This window comes from Brevibacillus sp. NPDC003359 (assembly GCF_042878995.1).
GTDB lineage: Bacteria > Bacillota > Bacilli > Brevibacillales > Brevibacillaceae > Brevibacillus.
Genome location: NZ_JBIAOR010000012.1, coordinates 167586 through 183440, shown reverse-complemented (window position 1 = coordinate 183440; position 15855 = coordinate 167586). Strand labels below are relative to the sequence as shown.

Here is a 15855-nt window from a genome sequence, read left to right as displayed (position 1 = left end):
GCAAAATTAAAAGGCATGAGCCCGGTACAATACCGCACTCATGCCCAAGCAGCCGCCTAATTAAATGACATGTCTAACTTTATGGGGTCACTTCAGCTCCATCGTCCTTGGCGGTTTTTCTGTGTTTTTGTCAATTAACTTTCGTCTACTTTCATATTGCGTGCGATATAAAGAAACGGCGTCGAAGCTGCCGATACGACAAACTTGATCAGGTAGGTAGTCAAAAGGATTTGCCACCATACGTCCATCGGGAATTCACCCAAAAAAGCAATCGTACAAAAGGTAACGGAGTCAAGCAGCTGACTGAAGAGCGTGCTTCCGTTATTGCGAATCCAGAGCTGATTACGACCTGGACATTTTTTCTTCAACCACGAATAGATTTTCACGTCGACAAATTGGCTGACAAAATACGCACACAAGCTCCCCAATGCCACTTTTGGCATCAAGCCAAAAATCGTCTGCAAGGAACCTTGGGCGATATCTGTTTCCTGTGGTTCAAACACCAATACGAGCTGCATGATGATCGTTGCCGCAATTAAGGTGAAGAAGCCGAACCATACGGCTTTTTTCGCTTCTCTTTCCCCATACTTCTCGTTCAATAGATCGCTTACCAAATAAATAGAAGCATAAATCGTATTGCCGAGCGTCATGACCAAGCCGAACATCTCGATTGTTTTGACCACCTGGATGTTAGCCAGCACGGTAGCCATCCCGATCCACGCATACAGTCCCATTCTGCCGAACAATCGGTAGCAGAGCAGGAACAGCCCGAAGTTCACCAGAGCAAAAAGCACTCCGATCCAAAAATTAAACATATGATTTCCTCCTAGTTTTGATAACGCGGGAGTTTACGAACCGCGGCCCGTTTTGAGCATTCAATCATTTTACTTGCATTCTCTTATTTTATCAACAATGAATACAAGTATGTTCTCATAGCAAAAAAGCCATCACTAAGGGCGATGGTCTTATCAATGGGTACTAATAGAGGCCAGTATCACAATGCATAGGCCTCTAGTCGATTTCATCCTGAATTTACCCTTTTCAGGAGGATTCAAAAATACACGCCTTGTTTCTTTTTATGGATATGGCATTAATGAAAATCGATGTCCGCCGATTTTCAATGAATACCCTCTTCCACGCCACTTGAAGCTTCTTTTAGAAAGATACTTACGAGCTTCTGAGCCGTTCTGCGAGCATGATGAACTGCTTCGTGATTTCCCTCGATCATTGCAGTAACAATGCTGCCTTCTATCAAAAGATACAACGCATTGGTTAGTTCTTCTTCCTCCCGTACTCCAGCTTCTTGAACAAGTTTTTTGATAAAATTTTTTAATAGTGATTTATGCCTTAAAGATACTTGATGAAACGAATGAGTAGGTTCATTAAATTCTGCAGCCGTATTTATGAAGGAACACCCACGAAAGTCAGGTTGCAAGAACCACTCTTCTAATGTATCAAATAGAGCAATCAAACGCTCCGCCGGGGTAACTTCCTTCTTATAAACTGTAGTTTCGAACCAGTTTCTCCAAAGGGAATCTCTTGTCTCAAGATAAGTTATCACCAAATGCTCTTTAGTAGGAAAGTTGTTATACAGCGTCATTTTGGCTACTCCGGATTCTGCTACAACTTGATCGACCCCCGTAGCAGTAATTCCTTGTTTATAAAACAAGGATGAGGCAACATCCAGGATTTGCTCTTTTTTTCTTTGTCTCATGCCTTCTCCTCCTCTATTAATGAACGCAAAGGTTGACGATTAATTTCCCAATATTTTTGATCGTTGCAAAGTGCATTGCCTCAAGGTAAAGGGAAAAGCCAAGTAATTGCTCAACTGTTGTGAAAGAAATAGTTCAATCAACTCTAACAATGCTGGAGGTTTAATATCCCAGTTAGAAGGCTGAGTTCCTGGGTCAAATAAAGTTTTGAAGCTAATTGTTCTAAAATGAAGTCACTCATTATTTGGTCCCCCCCTCATCCTTCTGTCTCCACGCCATTACTATACAGACAAGTATATATAATTTCAAATTTAATTTTTCGGCTTTTTTTCTGCGAATATTTTATCTCTATATTGGGTTCCTTATAACGATCTCCATTAAATTCAGTTCTCCACTATCTAATGCCTCTGAAAGAGCTTGAGGAAACTCCTCTGTATTTGTAACACGCCTGTATGCAACTCCAAAGCTTTGGGCAAAAAGGTTAAAATCCGGATTGGTAAAAGAAATCTGTGTAACCGCTAGATTGGCATTGCACTGGTGCTTCTCTATTAAGCTATACCGCTGGTCATTAAAGATGATGATAGTAAAGCTCAGACCCAAGCGCTTTGCAGTCTCGAGCTCCTGAGCATTCATTAGAAAGCCACCGTCTCCCGTTATGATAACAACAGGACAGTTTGGCTTGACTAAGCAGCTTGCCAAAGCGCCAGGCAGCGATGCTCCCATTGATGCAAGACCGTTGAAAATAATCGTTTGCCCTGGAAGTTTTGGCTGGTACCAGAATGATACCCAGATTTTATGCAAGCCGACATCAGAAATCACGATGCTTTCCTTCGGCAGCTTTTTGCTTAAGGTCCACATCACCTTGTGAGGCAGCTCCTGTTCCGATGGAATGGCCCGCAACTTCTTCATTCTACGTATACGAATCTTCTCATAGTCTACAGGTTCGGGTCTCCGATTTAACAGGTTCGATAATGCCTTAATCGTTTCTCGCAAATCACCCACAAGGTCCAATTCAACGGGAAAATGAGCATCAGTTTCAGCGTAGGTGGTATTAATACTCAGTACTTTACGCGATTTATCCTCGTTCCACAATTTCGAATCAAATTCAACAAAATCAAATCCAATGGCGATTACCAAATCTGCTTCGTGCAGAGGAAGCAGACCATCAGGATCGAAACTACCGCCGACTGTGAACAGATTCAGCGGGTGATCGAAAGGCAGAAAACCTTTGGCCATAAAAGTATTGACCAATGGCAAATTCGCTTTCTCTACTAATTGTCGAATTTCTTTCCAAGCTCGACTACGAACTGCACCGTTGCCTACAAGGATGATTGGTCTCTTTGCCTCCATAATTAACTGTGCGGCTGTGTGCAGCGATGACTCGTCGGGACAAACTTTCGCTTTTCTTCCAAAGGGAAGTGGTGAGCCGACTACTGTATCCCGAGCAACATCTACAGGCAGCTGCAGATGCACAGCGCCAAAACTGTCGGTTGTTGCCAGATCAAACGCCTTACGGATGATCTCTGGAATTGTGTGCGCGGATGCAATCTGCTGATTGTATTTTGTAATTCCTTTGTATAATTGTATCGTATCTATATTTTGATGTGATTCTTTGTGCAGCCGGCTACGATCTGTCTGACCGGTAATGGCAATCAATGGCGAGCGGTCCAAGTGAGCATTAGCCACACCTGTAATCAGATTCGTCGCGCCTGGCCCCAACGTAGCGAGACACACGCCAGGTTTTCCCGTGAGTCGACCATACACATCTGCCATAAAGGCTGCCCCTTGTTCGTGCCGCGTAACTACAAATTGAATCGATGACTGCGATAAGGAGTCGATAAGATCAATACTCTCTTCACCCGGGATGCCGAAAACGTACTCAACTCCCTCGGCCTCCAGACATTGCACCACAAGGTCGCTCGCTTTCATATGGCTCCTCCATTATTGGCCTTTTCTTGGATTACATCTATTTTTCGTATGCAAAGTCCAATTTTATTCATTTGTTGATACAACTGGAGTTTACGTGATGCTTCTGCCTGTTACATGCTGACTATTGAGTTACTCCAGTTGTTTCATCTCAATCATAATCTGTAAAAATCTTTGAACGGACCCGCAAGAGGGCCAGTTTTTCAAAGGGGCCTTCCCACGGGTCACCGTTCAGGTTTTATTGCACGTCGTTTTCCAATTCCTTTATTCGCTCACCTAAAAATCGCTTGATTAACGCTACACTGATTTCCAAATCTTCTTCCAAAGGAAAATGACCCGTATTGAGTAGATGAACATCAACATCTTTTAAGTCCTTTTGGTAAGCCAACGCTCCATCAGGACCAAAGAACATGTCATTTTTTCCCCAAGCAACTAACATCGGGGGCTGGTAGGTCCGGAAATACTCATGCCAACTCGGATACTGAATCAAATTGTTTTGATAATCATAGAGCAGGGCAAGCTGGATCTCGCTATTCCCAGGTCGCTCCAACACATATTGGTCCAAATTCCAACTGTCTGGGCTGATTTTTTCCGGGGTGCGTGTCCCGTTTATATACTGGTGTTTTGTGAACTCAGGTTTCAGCAGACCTAAAACATTGTTGATAGAGGCTTCATCTGCCGGATTTTCCCAATACGTCCGTGCGGGAGCCCACGAAGATAGCAAGCCTTCTTCGTATGCATTTCCGTTTTGAGAGATAATCGCTTGGACTCGTTCTGGATGTTTGACAGCCAATCTGAATCCGACTGGCGCCCCATAATCGTGAACATAAATGCTGTATTTCTTCAATTGGAGCTGCTCGACAAATGCGTCCATGATAGTAGCCAAATTGTCAAAGGTATAGGCAAAGTTGGCCATAGAAGGCTGATCACTGTTACCGAAACCAGGATAGTCAGGTGCAATGATATGGTATTCATCAGAGAGCTCGACAATTAAGTTGCGGTACATGTGAGAAGAAGATGGAAACCCATGGAGCAACAAAATCGTCGGATTCTCCTGATTCCCAGTCTCCCGATAAAAAATTGCGAGACCATCCACAAATTCTGTTTTGTAATATACTGTCATCGTTTTCACCTCATTTCCGGTGGTTTTGAGACACGCTGCTATTTCCCGAGGATTATTTGTAACGCCGATCATTTTCGTTTATCGGATAATCATTTCCACTCATATCCCGTCTTCTCATAAGACCGTCTTCATCATATTCCCAAAGCTCATTCCCATGGCATCTCATCCATTGACCAGTTTCTGCATCACGGTACTCATACTCAAAACGAACCGCAATCCGGTTGTCCGTGTAGCACCAAAGCTCTTTCATGAGTTTATAGTCCTGCTCCCTTGCCCATTTCTTCGTCAAAAAAACTTTAATATTCTCGCGACCTGTAAAAAACTCTGTGCGGTTGCGCCAGTTGGAGTCAACGGTATACCCTAGTGACACGCGTTCCGGATCGCGAGAGTTCCAAGCATCTTCGGCAAATTTTACTTTTGCCAACGCGGATTCAAGTGTGAACGGTGGTCGAATGTCTTTACTCATTTTTTATCATCCTTTTTATTTTTTATAGTTCAAACCATTATTTGAATTTACAATCCGCCTCTTTGATAGGAAAATCATTCCCCGTCATATCCCGTCTCTTCATGAGACCATCCTCGGCAAACTCCCAGTATTCATTTCCATGGCATCGCATCCACTTACCTGTATTTGCATCACGATATTCGTACTCAAAACGCACTGCAATCCGATTGTCCGTGTAGCACCAGAGTTCCTTCTTAAGTTTGTAGTCCAGCTCTCTAGCCCACTTATTTGTCAAAAACGTCTTGATAGCCTCTCGGCCGGTAAAGAATTCTGTGCGATTATGCCAATTGGAATCAATGGAGTATCCCAAAGATACCCGCTCCGGATTGCGAGAATTCCAGGCATCCTCAGCAAACTGCACTTTTGCCAATGCAGACTCCTTTGTAAACGGTGGTCGAATGTCTTTGCTCATAGTAGATCTTCCCTTCGTTTGTTGAATATTGGTGGAGGAGCATCCGCTCTCCTTGGTGTTTAGTATACAGACAGGTCTGTCTAAAATCAAATAATATTTTCTCGTCCATTAATCCTGCCTAGTGGCTCAGCTCAATTGCTGATTTGCGTTGGGAAGGGTATCCTCCGCTGCGGTATACGACCCTAACATTTACCTGTTACTGATTTGTAGGATATATGTCGATAGTCTGTAACCAACGCATCCACACCATCGTACATAATGAACGTGTAGCAAGGACAAGCACAAGATACAGCACACTACACATTACATCATGATCAGTCAGCAAGACTGGGGAGGAGATTCATCACATGAAACACCTGAACAAACTCGTAACAGGAACTGTACTTACTTCCGTACTTTTCACCGGAGGGTATGCATTGACAGCAGATGCAAGCAACACAACTGCTACAACAAAAAGCTTGCAAGAGATTACGAAAAAAACAGCAGACGTAACGGGTGACAAGACCGCAGACACAGTCGTTCTGTACGGGAAAAAAGAGAAAAACAGCCCATACGTGAAGGACCTCACTATCAAAGTAACAGATGGCAAAACGAAGAAATCTTTTAACATCGACGTGAAGGACGACGGCTACGAGCCGAAGCTCTCCGTTCAAGATTTCACTTACGATAAAAAAGGCGAGATCATGGTTACTGCAAGCACTGGCGGAAGCGGCGGCTACACAACCAATCACATCTACACCATTAAAGATGGAAAAGCGAACGAGCTCAGCCTGCCAGGTCTGGATAAAAACAAAGCAGGTGTAGTCGGAGCGGACTTCGTAGAATTGAAACCAATTGATCTCAACAAAAATGGTCTCTACGTACTGGAAGGCACAGAGCGTCTGACTGGTGATTACAATGCAGATGTTCGCGGCTACCTGAAATCCAAATGGAAGTGGAACCAAACCAAATGGGAATTGATGAGTGCCAACTTCGAATCAGCTGTAAAACCACTCGAAGTCTATCATGATACTTTCAAAAGCCAAGACTCTGCCTTTGCTTTTAAAGGACCAAAATCCTGGAACGGCAACATCCTTGTCGAGGAAAAAACAGGCCCACACGCCGATGAATACTTGCCAGAAGCAAAGAGTGTAACTCGCTTCATCTTCAATGCTGACAAAGCGGAAGATCGTGTACCTGTTGTAGTTATCACCGAGTTGGACCTGAATGACTGGAAAAAACTGAACAACCCGGACGAGCCGCCAGTCGGCTACGAAATTGCGCGTAACCAAGCAACCAATACGATTTATGTAGCAAGCTTGCCACAAGACACTGTATTTGACCCAGCAAGCAAAGAAGGGAAGAAATTCATCCCTCTGATGATGTCTATGGACCAAGTAAAACAAGCGTTTACGCTGGTAAAACGATAATCAATACGCATCTCTCCACGAAAAGTCCCTTTGCCTCTCTCATTGGCAAAGGGACTTTTTCTTTTGCTTTTTCTCTTATTCTCTACAGCTTCGCAAGTCTTTTTTGCTTCTCCTCTTTTTCGGCTGTATCGAGGTACTCGAAAAGACCAATGCAATTCCCCCATGGATCAGCAAACGTCCCCCATTTGACCGGCACCTCTTCCCGATGGAAAATCTCAAACGGCTCGATTTGTAGCTCTTTGACCAGTCTTTCTCTTTCCGTCTCGATATCGACCACGGCAAATCGCACAGGACCGCTTCCTTCTGCAGGCGTCCCCTCTGCCAGTTGCAGCCAGCAACCAGGCAGGACTTCCCATTCCGCAAATCCTTCATGCGGAACAAAATCCGGCTCTCTTTGCAAGAAGCTCTGGTACCAGGCTTGTCCTTTGCCGAAATCAGAACTACGCAATTGAAACGTCATTTCATGGATCATGGAAAAGCCTCCCTAAACTACAATTTCTTATTCAAGCGTATATCAAACCATGTGTTTTTCAAATACCGAAGCTGATGACGCTGAAAAAAAGTCTTTAATTCGCTCTCTGTAGAGCCAAAAACATTAGGTGAAAATTGGTCAAACAAAACTTCAAACTTCCCAAACATTTTCCCTCCAGCTGATATGTGTGCTTGTTTGGGTGTAAGATTCTTAAGAAAACCCAAGTTCACCAATCTGCAAAAATATTCATAAACAAGTTCATGAATCATCTTAATACCTTGTCCTTCATGGTTTTGAGTATGCAAATCCATTACGAATTGATGATCGATATACCGCTTTAGAACCGTTTGAAATGGTCTTTCGGGAAACCTATGATCTTTAATTAGAATGTGATTGATAATCAATTTTGGTTTTTGTATTCCTTTACCAAATACTGACTTTCTTTGATATACTTTGTGAATTTCAGTTAAAAACAAATAGCTTTGCCATAGACGATGATCAATCAAGAAAAGCTCATCGCCCGTAATTTTCTGATTAAACAATGGATGGGAGAGATGATCACCAATTCTCGTGATCGCAAAATTTCTTAAAGGATTGATAAGAAAATCTTCTTCTCTGCGAAGTTTTAGTTGTTTAGCATTCCTACGGATAGTTTGAAAACAAAGCCTTTGTTTTGTTGGTGAAAAAACATGTATCATGTTTTCCTGTTTGTGTTCTTGCGTAGGAGAACCATCCTTCATTGTAATCCTGCCATCGGGTAACAGCTTTAGTTTCTGAATTTCACCATAAAACTTGTCCTTGCAGAAAACGATGGTCTTTTTCCCTTTAATGCTCGCTATGTTCATAAAGCTAATGGCAGGATGTGTGACTAATGAATTCAATCGATACAGCACTCCTTGACGTTTCCAAATTATTTTTTCCCATGCATGCAGTCGAAAACGATTAGTCCATCTTGTTTTAAATAGTTCTTCACCAAATATCCATATCTGAGATATATTAGCTTTCTCATATCCTTCTATTCTTTTCCTCAGTAAGTTTTCAGAGACAGGCGAACATTGGTACTCAATACATAGTTTATGTCCATCTGGAAAAATCGTTATGATATCTGCTCTTTGTTTAATCTCATTTATATAAAATTCCTGATGAGTAACGTTTTGAGGGTATACATGTTCCATCCAAGTTCTTAGCACCCTCTTTCCCTCCAAATGCTCTGGTGTCTCTGGTTCACCAGAATCACAGTAACTTTTTGCCACATGAGCAAAGTGAGGAGTCACCCATTGCCCTTGACGATAATATACAGGAGTACCACAATGTTGACAGAATATCTTTGTTCCTGACCAAGCTCTAAGCAGTTCCTTTGAAAAATTCGCGGGGACAACAAGAAAACCATCCATATGTATGCAGTCCTTCACTTTTCACTCCTCCTCTCCCCACCCTATCACTCAAAATGAGGACAAAAAAACCCCGACCGAAGTCGAGGGTAAACTACTCTTTATGCGAAGATCGGTAGCATGAGATTCAGCAAGAACAATCCCGCGATGACGTACATCAGCGCAGGCACTTCGTGACGCTTGCCCAATGCGAGCTTCATGAGCGGATACGCCACGAATCCAAACGCAATTCCATCAACAATGCTGTAGGACAGCGGGATTATCGCGATGATCAAAAAGGCAGGGAAGCCTTCCGAGAAGTCCTTCAAATTGATATTCTGTACGTTTTGCAGCATCAGTGCGCCAATGATGATGAGCACCGGAGCAATGGCTCCATCCGGAATCATTTTGATGACAGGTAGCAAACCGAGTGACAGCAAGAACAAGGTACCTGTTACAAGTGCGGTCAGTCCCGTCCGTCCCCCTGCTGCGATTCCTGCCGCGGTCTCCACCGTCGAAACTGTCGGACTGGTTCCCAAAATTCCAGAGATGGCAGCTGACAATGCATTGGCTTGCAGCGAACGGCCAAATTTCTGTGGTTGTCCAAGCATCGAGGTATGCCCGTGAATCAAGCCAATATTTTCAAAGACGATGACCATCGCCAATGAGAAGGTCGCGATCCAAAATGGCAACGCCCAAATGGCAGAAAAGGAAAAACTCGCAAACACACTTCCGTAATCCGCAAACGAAAACGATCCTCCCCCACCCGTCTCGACAATCCCGAACAAAAATCCAAATCCTGTACCAACCGCAATTCCGATCAAGAAGTTACCCGGCACATTGCGAACAAACAAAATCAACGTAACAATCAAAGTAATCAGCGTGACGATCACATGCGGGCTGGACAAGTCACCCAGCGCGACAAACGTAGACGGATTCATGACGATCAGCCCGCCTTTTTGCAGTCCAATGAAGGTCAAGAACAACCCAATTCCTACCGTAATCGCCTCTTTTAGCGAAGAGGGAATCGCATTGGACAATATCGTCGCCGCCTTTGTAAAGGCAATAACCGTAAAGATCAGACCGGAAACAAAAACAGCAGCCAATGCCTCCTGCCAAGTGAGGCCCATCGATTGGCATAACGTGAACGTAAACAGGGCATTGATCCCCATGCCGGGAACCAGAATAATAGGAGCGTTTGCCCAGAAGGCCATGAGAAGTGACCCGATAAATGCCGTCAATACAGTCGCCAGAATACCTGCTTCCATCGGTATTCCAGCATCATTTAAAATCGAAGCGTTTACGGCAACAATGTAGACAATGGTGACAAAGCCAATAAATCCGGCAATGAGTTCCCTTTGAAACGTCGTGTCGTAAGCGCGCAAGTGAAATAGCTTTTCCATCCACGTACGCACGGAATTCCCCTTCTTTCCTTTATGTCTTTTCCATGAAGTGAAGATTCACAGGAAACATGCTATCATAGCTTCATCAATATGAAAAATATCCATAAAATCTAATTTTCATATCGTTTTCATATGGAACCATTCTCGTAAGGAAAGAAGGCATTGTGTGTGGATATTCGGCAACTGCGTTACTTCATCGCCATAGCAGAGGAAGGTCAGATAACGGGTGCGGCAAAAAGACTGAACATGGCCCAGCCGCCTTTGAGTCAGCAACTGAAGCAAATGGAGGAGGAGCTCGGGGTCATGCTCATAGAGCGCTCGGGAAAACAAATGGTGCTGACGGAAGCGGGTCTCACCCTCTATAAACAGGCACTCAATATCGTTCATCAAATGGAGGAAGCTCTCTCCGAGGTCAAAGAAACAGGTGAAGGCATTCGTGGGACGCTGTCCATCGGTGTCAGTGCGTTGTCTGCCTACCGCCTTCCAGAGCAAATCCGTGTGTTTCAGCAAAAATATCCGCTCATTACGTATAAAATATGGAAAGGCGATACACAGCTCCTCAATCAGTGGCTGGAGCGCAGAACGATAGAAGTCGCCATCGTGCGCCTCCCCCACTCGTTGAACAACTGCACCATGATTCCGTTGGAGGAAGAGGATTTTGTGCTCATCGTTCCTGCCAGCTCTCCTTATGCCGATCGCCAGGAAATCGAAATGCGCGAGATCGCCGAGCTCCCACTCATCATGCCGAGCACGCCAGGATTGGGCATTTACGACTTGATTATCAAGGAATTCTCCCGTCTAGGCGTGGACCCTCACGTCATCTGCGAGTGCCCGGACATCTCTCTCATCGTCAGCATGGTCGCCTCCTCGGTAGGTTCCTCCATCGTCCCGATCTCGGCATGGGAGACCCATCAGAGCGAACAAATTCGTGGGATTCGACTCGCTGGAACTTCTATTTATTCTTCCGCTGCTGTCGTCTGGCAGTCTGGACGCCATCTATCCAAAGCAGCAAATCGGTTTATCGAGACGTTTTCATCGTAACTCCATTCAGGGGCCATCACACCCGGAATAATCTTGGAAATCCCGCGGGATGATAAACTATTACCATTTCTTGTAGATTCCCGGGAGGATAAAGATGACTTTCCTGATATCCTTGGCCATTGTATTTGTCATTGTGCTGTTCGGCGCGATTTCTCCTGAGCTTTTCGCCTCTGCGGCTTCTCATGTACTGAAAGTGACCACCACGAATTTTGGCTGGTTTTACTTAATCGTGACATTCGGTTTTCTTATCTTCTGCATCTTCCTTGCCTTTAGCAGATACGGACAAATCCCTTTGGGGAGTGACGATGACGAGCCGGAATATTCCCTGCCTACGTGGTTTGCCATGCTGTTTTCTGCTGGGATGGGGATTGGTCTTGTCTTTTGGGGAGTAGCGGAGCCCATCTCTCATTACTTCTCTCCGCCAGCAGGTGTGGCAGGACAAACGACCGAAGCCGCACAAACCGCTCTGCGCTATGCGTTTTTTCACTGGGGACTGCATCCTTGGGGCATCTATGCTCTCATTGCCCTCGCTCTCGCCTATTTTCAGTTTCGTAAAGGGGCGAAGGGCTTGATTTCCTCCACCTTTGGTCCGCTGCTAGGTGAACGCATACATGGACCGATCGGAAAAGGGATCGATATTCTGGCTGTCATCGCCACGGCATTCGGTGTCGCAACCTCACTTGGCCTTGGAACTCTGCAAATAAATGGAGGCTTGTCTCACCTCTTTGGATTGCCGTCCAACACCACCGTCCAAATCGTGATCATTTCCATTATTACCGTGCTATTTTTGCTCTCGGCTACGACAGGACTGGATCGGGGTATCAAGTATTTGAGCAATACGAATCTGGTATTGGCCTTGCTGCTCCTCCTGTTGACGCTCGTATTGGGCCCAACCTCGTTTATTTTTGACGCCTTCACCAGCACGCTGGGCAGTTATTTGAACAATCTCATCTCAATGAGCTTGCGGCTAACCCCGTTTTCACAAGGGACATGGGTAGCCAACTGGACGCTGTTTTACTGGTCGTGGTGGATTGCCTGGGCGCCGTTCGTCGGCATGTTTATCGCACGAGTCTCCAAAGGTCGCACCATCAAGGAATTCGTCATTTGCGTGATGCTCGTCCCGAGTCTATTGAGCTTTATTTGGTTTTCGGTGTTTGGCGGGACTGCGCTTCACCTCGAAATTTTTGATCAAGCGCCTATTGGTGCCGCTGTGCAACAGGACATCTCGACTGCGTTATTCCTCGCACTGGAGCAGTTGCCCATGGGATACATTCTGGCTGTCGTTGCGGTTTTGTTGATTATCACGTTTTTTATCACGTCGGCGGATTCGGCTATTTTCGTGCTCGGCATGTTGTCTTCTAATGGCAACCTGGACCCTTCGAATCGGGTAAAAGTCACCTGGGGCGTCCTTCAATCCGCTATCGCAATCGTTCTATTGTTAAGTGGCGGCTTAGAAGGTCTGCAAACAGCCTCTATTGTGGCAGCACTGCCTTTTACCGTCATCATGGTTCTGATGTGCTTCTCCCTCGTCATGGCACTGCAGGAAGAAGACCGAATCGCGAAAAAGAAACGGAAGGATCAGCAGAAGAAGCTGGAGCGGTTGTTGAAGGAGTTGTGAAAAGTTGTTACGAAAAGAGGGACGTAAAAAGAGGGACGCTTCCATCGCGTCCCCCTTTGTTATTCATTGGATACCTTCGCCTCTGATGTTACCTCAATCCCATTTCTACGAAACAGCGCCGCCGTCAGCCCGACACCCGTCACTTTTTTCCCGGAAAAGCTGCCATCGTAAACGAAGGAGCTTCCACAGGACGGGCTGTTCTCTTTTAAGATGGCGGATGTGGCTCCAACCGTTTTCGCCAGCTTCAGCGCTTGGTTCGCCCCCATCAGAAATTCCTCGGTAACGTCTCGGCCAGTGTCGTCTATGATGCGTGCTTTGCCATCCAGAACATCTTCTCCCGTACCCCCGATGATTTCTGCTGGCGGTCGTGGTGTTGGCAAACCTCCCAGCTGTTCAGGACAGACAGGGATAGCCTTTCCTTCCCGTAGCAATTGCTCCAGTTCTTGGTCCAAGCATGACTTCTGATCGTAACGGCATTCACAGCCGATCAAACAGGCACTAATCACTTTCATGACAACCGTCTCCCACCTTTTTATCTATAGCTTGCGCAGCTTCACGCTTTGCACCCTATGATCCTGCCCCTTGTCCAAAATCAATTGAGCGCGAACACGCGTCGGCAAAATGTTTTGGCGCAGGTTGGCTCCGTTGATCTCCGTCCAGATGCCGGTGGCTACCTCAGTCGCCTCCTCGTCAGACAGACTCGCGTATCGCTTGAAATACGAGGATGGATCGGAGAACGCGGTCTGGCGCAGTAGCTTGAACCGCTCCACATACCATTGCAGGATGTGCTTCTCTTCCGCGTGCACATAGATCGTGAAGTCAAAGAAATCGGAAACAATGACCTCGGAGATGCGCGTATCGTTTTCGTCACCTTTAGGTGGTTGCAGCACATTCAAGCCTTCCACAATCAATATGTCAGGCTGTCTGACGGTCTGCCACTCATCTGGCACGATGTCATACACAAGGTGGGAATAAACTGGCGCTTTCACCTCAGGCAAACCTGATTTTACTTCGGATAAAAAATTAATAAAACGGCGCAAATCATAGCTCTCCGGGAATCCCTTGCGCTTCATGATTCCCCTGTCTTCTAAAACCTTATTCGGATACAGGAATCCATCTGTCGTAACCAAATCGACCTTCGGATGATTCGGCCAGCGGGACAACAGCGTCTGCAAAATGCGCGCCGTTGTGCTTTTACCTACAGCTACACTGCCTGCGATGCCGATAATGAATGGGACCTTGCCATCTTGGTTCCCTAAAAAAGTGTGAGTTGCCTGGTACAGCTCCTGCGTGCCCCCGACATACAAATTCAGCAGACGGGACAACGGCAGGTAAATATCGGCGACTTCTGTCATGGACATTTTTTCGTTCAAGCCCTGCAAAAGGGAAAGCTCGTTATCAGATATAGTCAGCGGCGTGGAAGCCCGCAGAGCACTCCACTGCTCGCGATTAAATGTAACATAGGGTGATGCCATGGGAATGTACATCCTTTCCATCATGAAAGTGCTTTCTTTATTTCATATAAGTAACCTTTATCGATGCCTGCTCACGGAGGAGCGACCGCGTTATATAGGAAAGTTACTATGCGTGCCGGAAACCTTTAAGGTTTCCTATACGTGCACAAAATTAGTTTACACCAGCATGTCTTTCTTGGGAACAAGGGTGTTGTCCCAAATCAGACCAGCCCTGCACTTTGCCTTCATGAACACATAAGAAAAAAGCCGATACCCCATGGCATCAGCTTTGCTTATAAAAGAATTTCTCGTTATTTTCCCAAGTGAGCTTGCAGCATCCACACATGCTTTTGCAAGCTATCCATGATCCCTAAGAACATGTCACCAGTCGCTTCATCGTCCCCAGCTTCCGCGGCTGTAATCCCCTCTTTCAGCTCCTTGATCAGGAGTGTAAAATCGCTCACGACTGCCTCTACCATTTGATCCGCAGACTCTCCACCTGTCGCTTCTTTAATGGAAGCCTGCTCCATACAGGCCTTCAACGTCGAAACAGGCTTACCCCCAACCGTTAATAGCCGCTCCGCGAGCTCGTCCACATTTTTGGCAGCTTCGTTATATAGCTCCTCAAATTTTTCATGCAAGGTAAAGAAGTTCGGGCCTTTGACAAACCAATGATAATGATGCAGCTTCATATACAGCACAGACCAGTTGGCAACCTGTTTATTAAGTACGTCGGTCACGGGCCGACTCATTGTCATACTCATCCGGACGCTCCACCTCTCATGGTATAGATATAGCGTTTGTAGTATGTGGGGAATCGGGCGTTCCTATTCTTTTCATGTCAGTTCATCTTTTCTACAGGCCGGACGAAACAGAGCGCATCAAATTTTTGATTACGTACTTATTCAACAAGCTCCGCGTATGAGGGATTGTTCATTAGTCATTTCTCCATCCTATTGCGATTTAGCAGCCCAATAAATGAAGCTAACTTAGCCATGTATTTTCACAAGAAAATCCTCTAATACTCCCCTAGTCGCAACGCCAGCTCTAGGAAGCAATTTATTTACGCGAACGAGCATGGCAGGATTGTCACGTATCATTTGTTTCCCTTCTAGAGTCGTATAGCTTCTCAACGTATCAACACAGATCACGAAAAGTTCCTCATCATCCGTATCCAGCAACGATAGTAGAATATTCAGTTCATACTCGTTACAAGAACTGTCCATACAGTACGCGAGTTTTCGCTGCCATTCTAACGGTTTCATCAGCACATGACTGGACAGGTCTTCCCAATCCTTTTTGCTGAACTTCGCTAGCATGTCAGACGCTATTATGCAGCCAACGTCATACCAATAATCAACAGTATCTTGGCAGCCTGTTATGAAAACATCTAATTCTTTGTACATGCTG

General features: G+C 45.5%; 16 protein-coding genes. 3 read left to right on the top strand and 13 right to left on the bottom strand.

The genetic code is table 11. The features are described 5' to 3' along the window. Nucleotides 1-134: 134 nt before the first annotated feature. The 6 genes from ACFYU8_RS23925 to ACFYU8_RS23900 form a co-directional block, all read right to left on the bottom strand. Nucleotides 135-815 (bottom strand): queuosine precursor transporter, encoded by a 681-nt coding sequence (locus ACFYU8_RS23925; RefSeq protein ID WP_106839114.1) that lies wholly within the window; start codon nt 813-815, stop codon nt 135-137. A gap of 302 nt (nt 816-1117) precedes the next feature. After that, on the bottom strand, nt 1118-1714 hold the full coding sequence (locus ACFYU8_RS23920) for a TetR/AcrR family transcriptional regulator (RefSeq protein ID WP_390304486.1): 597 nt from the start codon (nt 1712-1714) through the stop codon (nt 1118-1120). 346 nt (nt 1715-2060) lie between these two features. Further along, the gene (locus ACFYU8_RS23915) at nt 2061-3641 is read right to left on the bottom strand and encodes an acetolactate synthase large subunit (RefSeq protein ID WP_390304484.1); all 1581 of its coding nucleotides are present in this window, start codon (nt 3639-3641) and stop codon (nt 2061-2063) included. A 235-nt stretch (nt 3642-3876) separates the two neighbouring features. Continuing rightward, nucleotides 3877-4761 (bottom strand): alpha/beta fold hydrolase, encoded by an 885-nt coding sequence (locus ACFYU8_RS23910; RefSeq protein WP_390304482.1) that lies wholly within the window; start codon nt 4759-4761, stop codon nt 3877-3879. Between the two features lie 52 nt (nt 4762-4813). Beyond that, the gene (locus tag ACFYU8_RS23905; protein ID WP_390304480.1) at nt 4814-5227 is read right to left on the bottom strand and encodes a nuclear transport factor 2 family protein; all 414 of its coding nucleotides are present in this window, start codon (nt 5225-5227) and stop codon (nt 4814-4816) included. 37 nt (nt 5228-5264) lie between these two features. Beyond that, nucleotides 5265-5678 (bottom strand): nuclear transport factor 2 family protein, encoded by a 414-nt coding sequence (locus ACFYU8_RS23900; RefSeq protein ID WP_390304478.1) that lies wholly within the window; start codon nt 5676-5678, stop codon nt 5265-5267. Nucleotides 5679-6025: 347 nt separating this feature from the next. Between ACFYU8_RS23900 and ACFYU8_RS23895 the strand changes: the two genes are divergently transcribed. Then, the gene (locus ACFYU8_RS23895) at nt 6026-7087 is read left to right on the top strand and encodes a hypothetical protein (RefSeq protein WP_390304476.1); all 1062 of its coding nucleotides are present in this window, start codon (nt 6026-6028) and stop codon (nt 7085-7087) included. Between the two features lie 82 nt (nt 7088-7169). Here the strand turns inward: ACFYU8_RS23895 and ACFYU8_RS23890 are convergent, their stop codons facing one another. The 3 genes from ACFYU8_RS23890 to ACFYU8_RS23880 all read right to left on the bottom strand — a co-directional run bounded on the left by ACFYU8_RS23890 (nt 7170) and on the right by ACFYU8_RS23880 (nt 10332). Continuing rightward, nucleotides 7170-7559, bottom strand: a complete 390-nt coding sequence (locus ACFYU8_RS23890) for a VOC family protein (protein WP_390304474.1) — start codon at nt 7557-7559, stop codon at nt 7170-7172. A 17-nt stretch (nt 7560-7576) separates the two neighbouring features. Continuing rightward, nucleotides 7577-8971 (bottom strand): competence protein CoiA, encoded by a 1395-nt coding sequence (locus tag ACFYU8_RS23885; protein WP_390304472.1) that lies wholly within the window; start codon nt 8969-8971, stop codon nt 7577-7579. Nucleotides 8972-9051: 80 nt separating this feature from the next. Next, nucleotides 9052-10332, bottom strand: coding sequence for an NCS2 family permease (locus ACFYU8_RS23880; RefSeq protein WP_390304498.1), 1281 nt, complete (start codon nt 10330-10332; stop codon nt 9052-9054). Nucleotides 10333-10500: 168 nt separating this feature from the next. On the opposite strand from ACFYU8_RS23880, the gene ACFYU8_RS23875 reads away from it, so the two are divergent. Then, nucleotides 10501-11373: a LysR family transcriptional regulator gene (locus ACFYU8_RS23875; protein WP_390304470.1), complete on the top strand. Its 873-nt coding sequence runs from the start codon at nt 10501-10503 to the stop codon at nt 11371-11373. Between the two features lie 94 nt (nt 11374-11467). Beyond that, nucleotides 11468-12991, top strand: coding sequence for a glycine betaine uptake BCCT transporter (locus ACFYU8_RS23870; RefSeq protein ID WP_390304468.1), 1524 nt, complete (start codon nt 11468-11470; stop codon nt 12989-12991). Nucleotides 12992-13050: 59 nt separating this feature from the next. Here ACFYU8_RS23870 and ACFYU8_RS23865 read toward each other — a convergent pair whose 3' ends face one another. From ACFYU8_RS23865 to ACFYU8_RS23850, 4 genes are all read right to left on the bottom strand, one after another. Then, nucleotides 13051-13503, bottom strand: coding sequence for a 2-thiouracil desulfurase family protein (locus ACFYU8_RS23865; protein WP_390304466.1), 453 nt, complete (start codon nt 13501-13503; stop codon nt 13051-13053). Between the two features lie 24 nt (nt 13504-13527). Next, nucleotides 13528-14466, bottom strand: a complete 939-nt coding sequence (coaA, locus tag ACFYU8_RS23860) for a type I pantothenate kinase (protein ID WP_390304464.1) — start codon at nt 14464-14466, stop codon at nt 13528-13530. Between the two features lie 290 nt (nt 14467-14756). Further along, nucleotides 14757-15209 (bottom strand): Dps family protein, encoded by a 453-nt coding sequence (locus ACFYU8_RS23855; RefSeq protein ID WP_007726053.1) that lies wholly within the window; start codon nt 15207-15209, stop codon nt 14757-14759. A gap of 225 nt (nt 15210-15434) precedes the next feature. Continuing rightward, nucleotides 15435-15851 (bottom strand): hypothetical protein, encoded by a 417-nt coding sequence (locus ACFYU8_RS23850; protein WP_390304462.1) that lies wholly within the window; start codon nt 15849-15851, stop codon nt 15435-15437. Nucleotides 15852-15855 lie beyond the last annotated feature (4 nt).

What these genes read in the sequence shown, in the direction of transcription:
- ACFYU8_RS23850 (WP_390304462.1), bottom strand. Translation starts at nt 15,851, where the DNA reads ATGTACAAAGAATTAGATGTTTTCATAACAGGCTGCCAAGATACTGTT.
- ACFYU8_RS23900 (WP_390304478.1), bottom strand. Translation starts at nt 5,678, where the DNA reads ATGAGCAAAGACATTCGACCACCGTTTACAAAGGAGTCTGCATTGGCA.
- ACFYU8_RS23920 (WP_390304486.1), bottom strand. Translation starts at nt 1,714, where the DNA reads ATGAGACAAAGAAAAAAAGAGCAAATCCTGGATGTTGCCTCATCCTTG.
- ACFYU8_RS23910 (WP_390304482.1), bottom strand. Translation starts at nt 4,761, where the DNA reads ATGACAGTATATTACAAAACAGAATTTGTGGATGGTCTCGCAATTTTT.
- ACFYU8_RS23865 (WP_390304466.1), bottom strand. Translation starts at nt 13,503, where the DNA reads ATGAAAGTGATTAGTGCCTGTTTGATCGGCTGTGAATGCCGTTACGAT.
- ACFYU8_RS23905 (WP_390304480.1), bottom strand. Translation starts at nt 5,227, where the DNA reads ATGAGTAAAGACATTCGACCACCGTTCACACTTGAATCCGCGTTGGCA.
- coaA (WP_390304464.1), bottom strand. Translation starts at nt 14,466, where the DNA reads ATGGCATCACCCTATGTTACATTTAATCGCGAGCAGTGGAGTGCTCTG.
- ACFYU8_RS23880 (WP_390304498.1), bottom strand. Translation starts at nt 10,332, where the DNA reads ATGGAAAAGCTATTTCACTTGCGCGCTTACGACACGACGTTTCAAAGG.
- ACFYU8_RS23925 (WP_106839114.1), bottom strand. Translation starts at nt 815, where the DNA reads ATGTTTAATTTTTGGATCGGAGTGCTTTTTGCTCTGGTGAACTTCGGG.
- ACFYU8_RS23915 (WP_390304484.1), bottom strand. Translation starts at nt 3,641, where the DNA reads ATGAAAGCGAGCGACCTTGTGGTGCAATGTCTGGAGGCCGAGGGAGTT.
- ACFYU8_RS23895 (WP_390304476.1), top strand. Translation starts at nt 6,026, where the DNA reads ATGAAACACCTGAACAAACTCGTAACAGGAACTGTACTTACTTCCGTA.
- ACFYU8_RS23855 (WP_007726053.1), bottom strand. Translation starts at nt 15,209, where the DNA reads ATGAGTATGACAATGAGTCGGCCCGTGACCGACGTACTTAATAAACAG.
- ACFYU8_RS23870 (WP_390304468.1), top strand. Translation starts at nt 11,468, where the DNA reads ATGACTTTCCTGATATCCTTGGCCATTGTATTTGTCATTGTGCTGTTC.
- ACFYU8_RS23890 (WP_390304474.1), bottom strand. Translation starts at nt 7,559, where the DNA reads ATGATCCATGAAATGACGTTTCAATTGCGTAGTTCTGATTTCGGCAAA.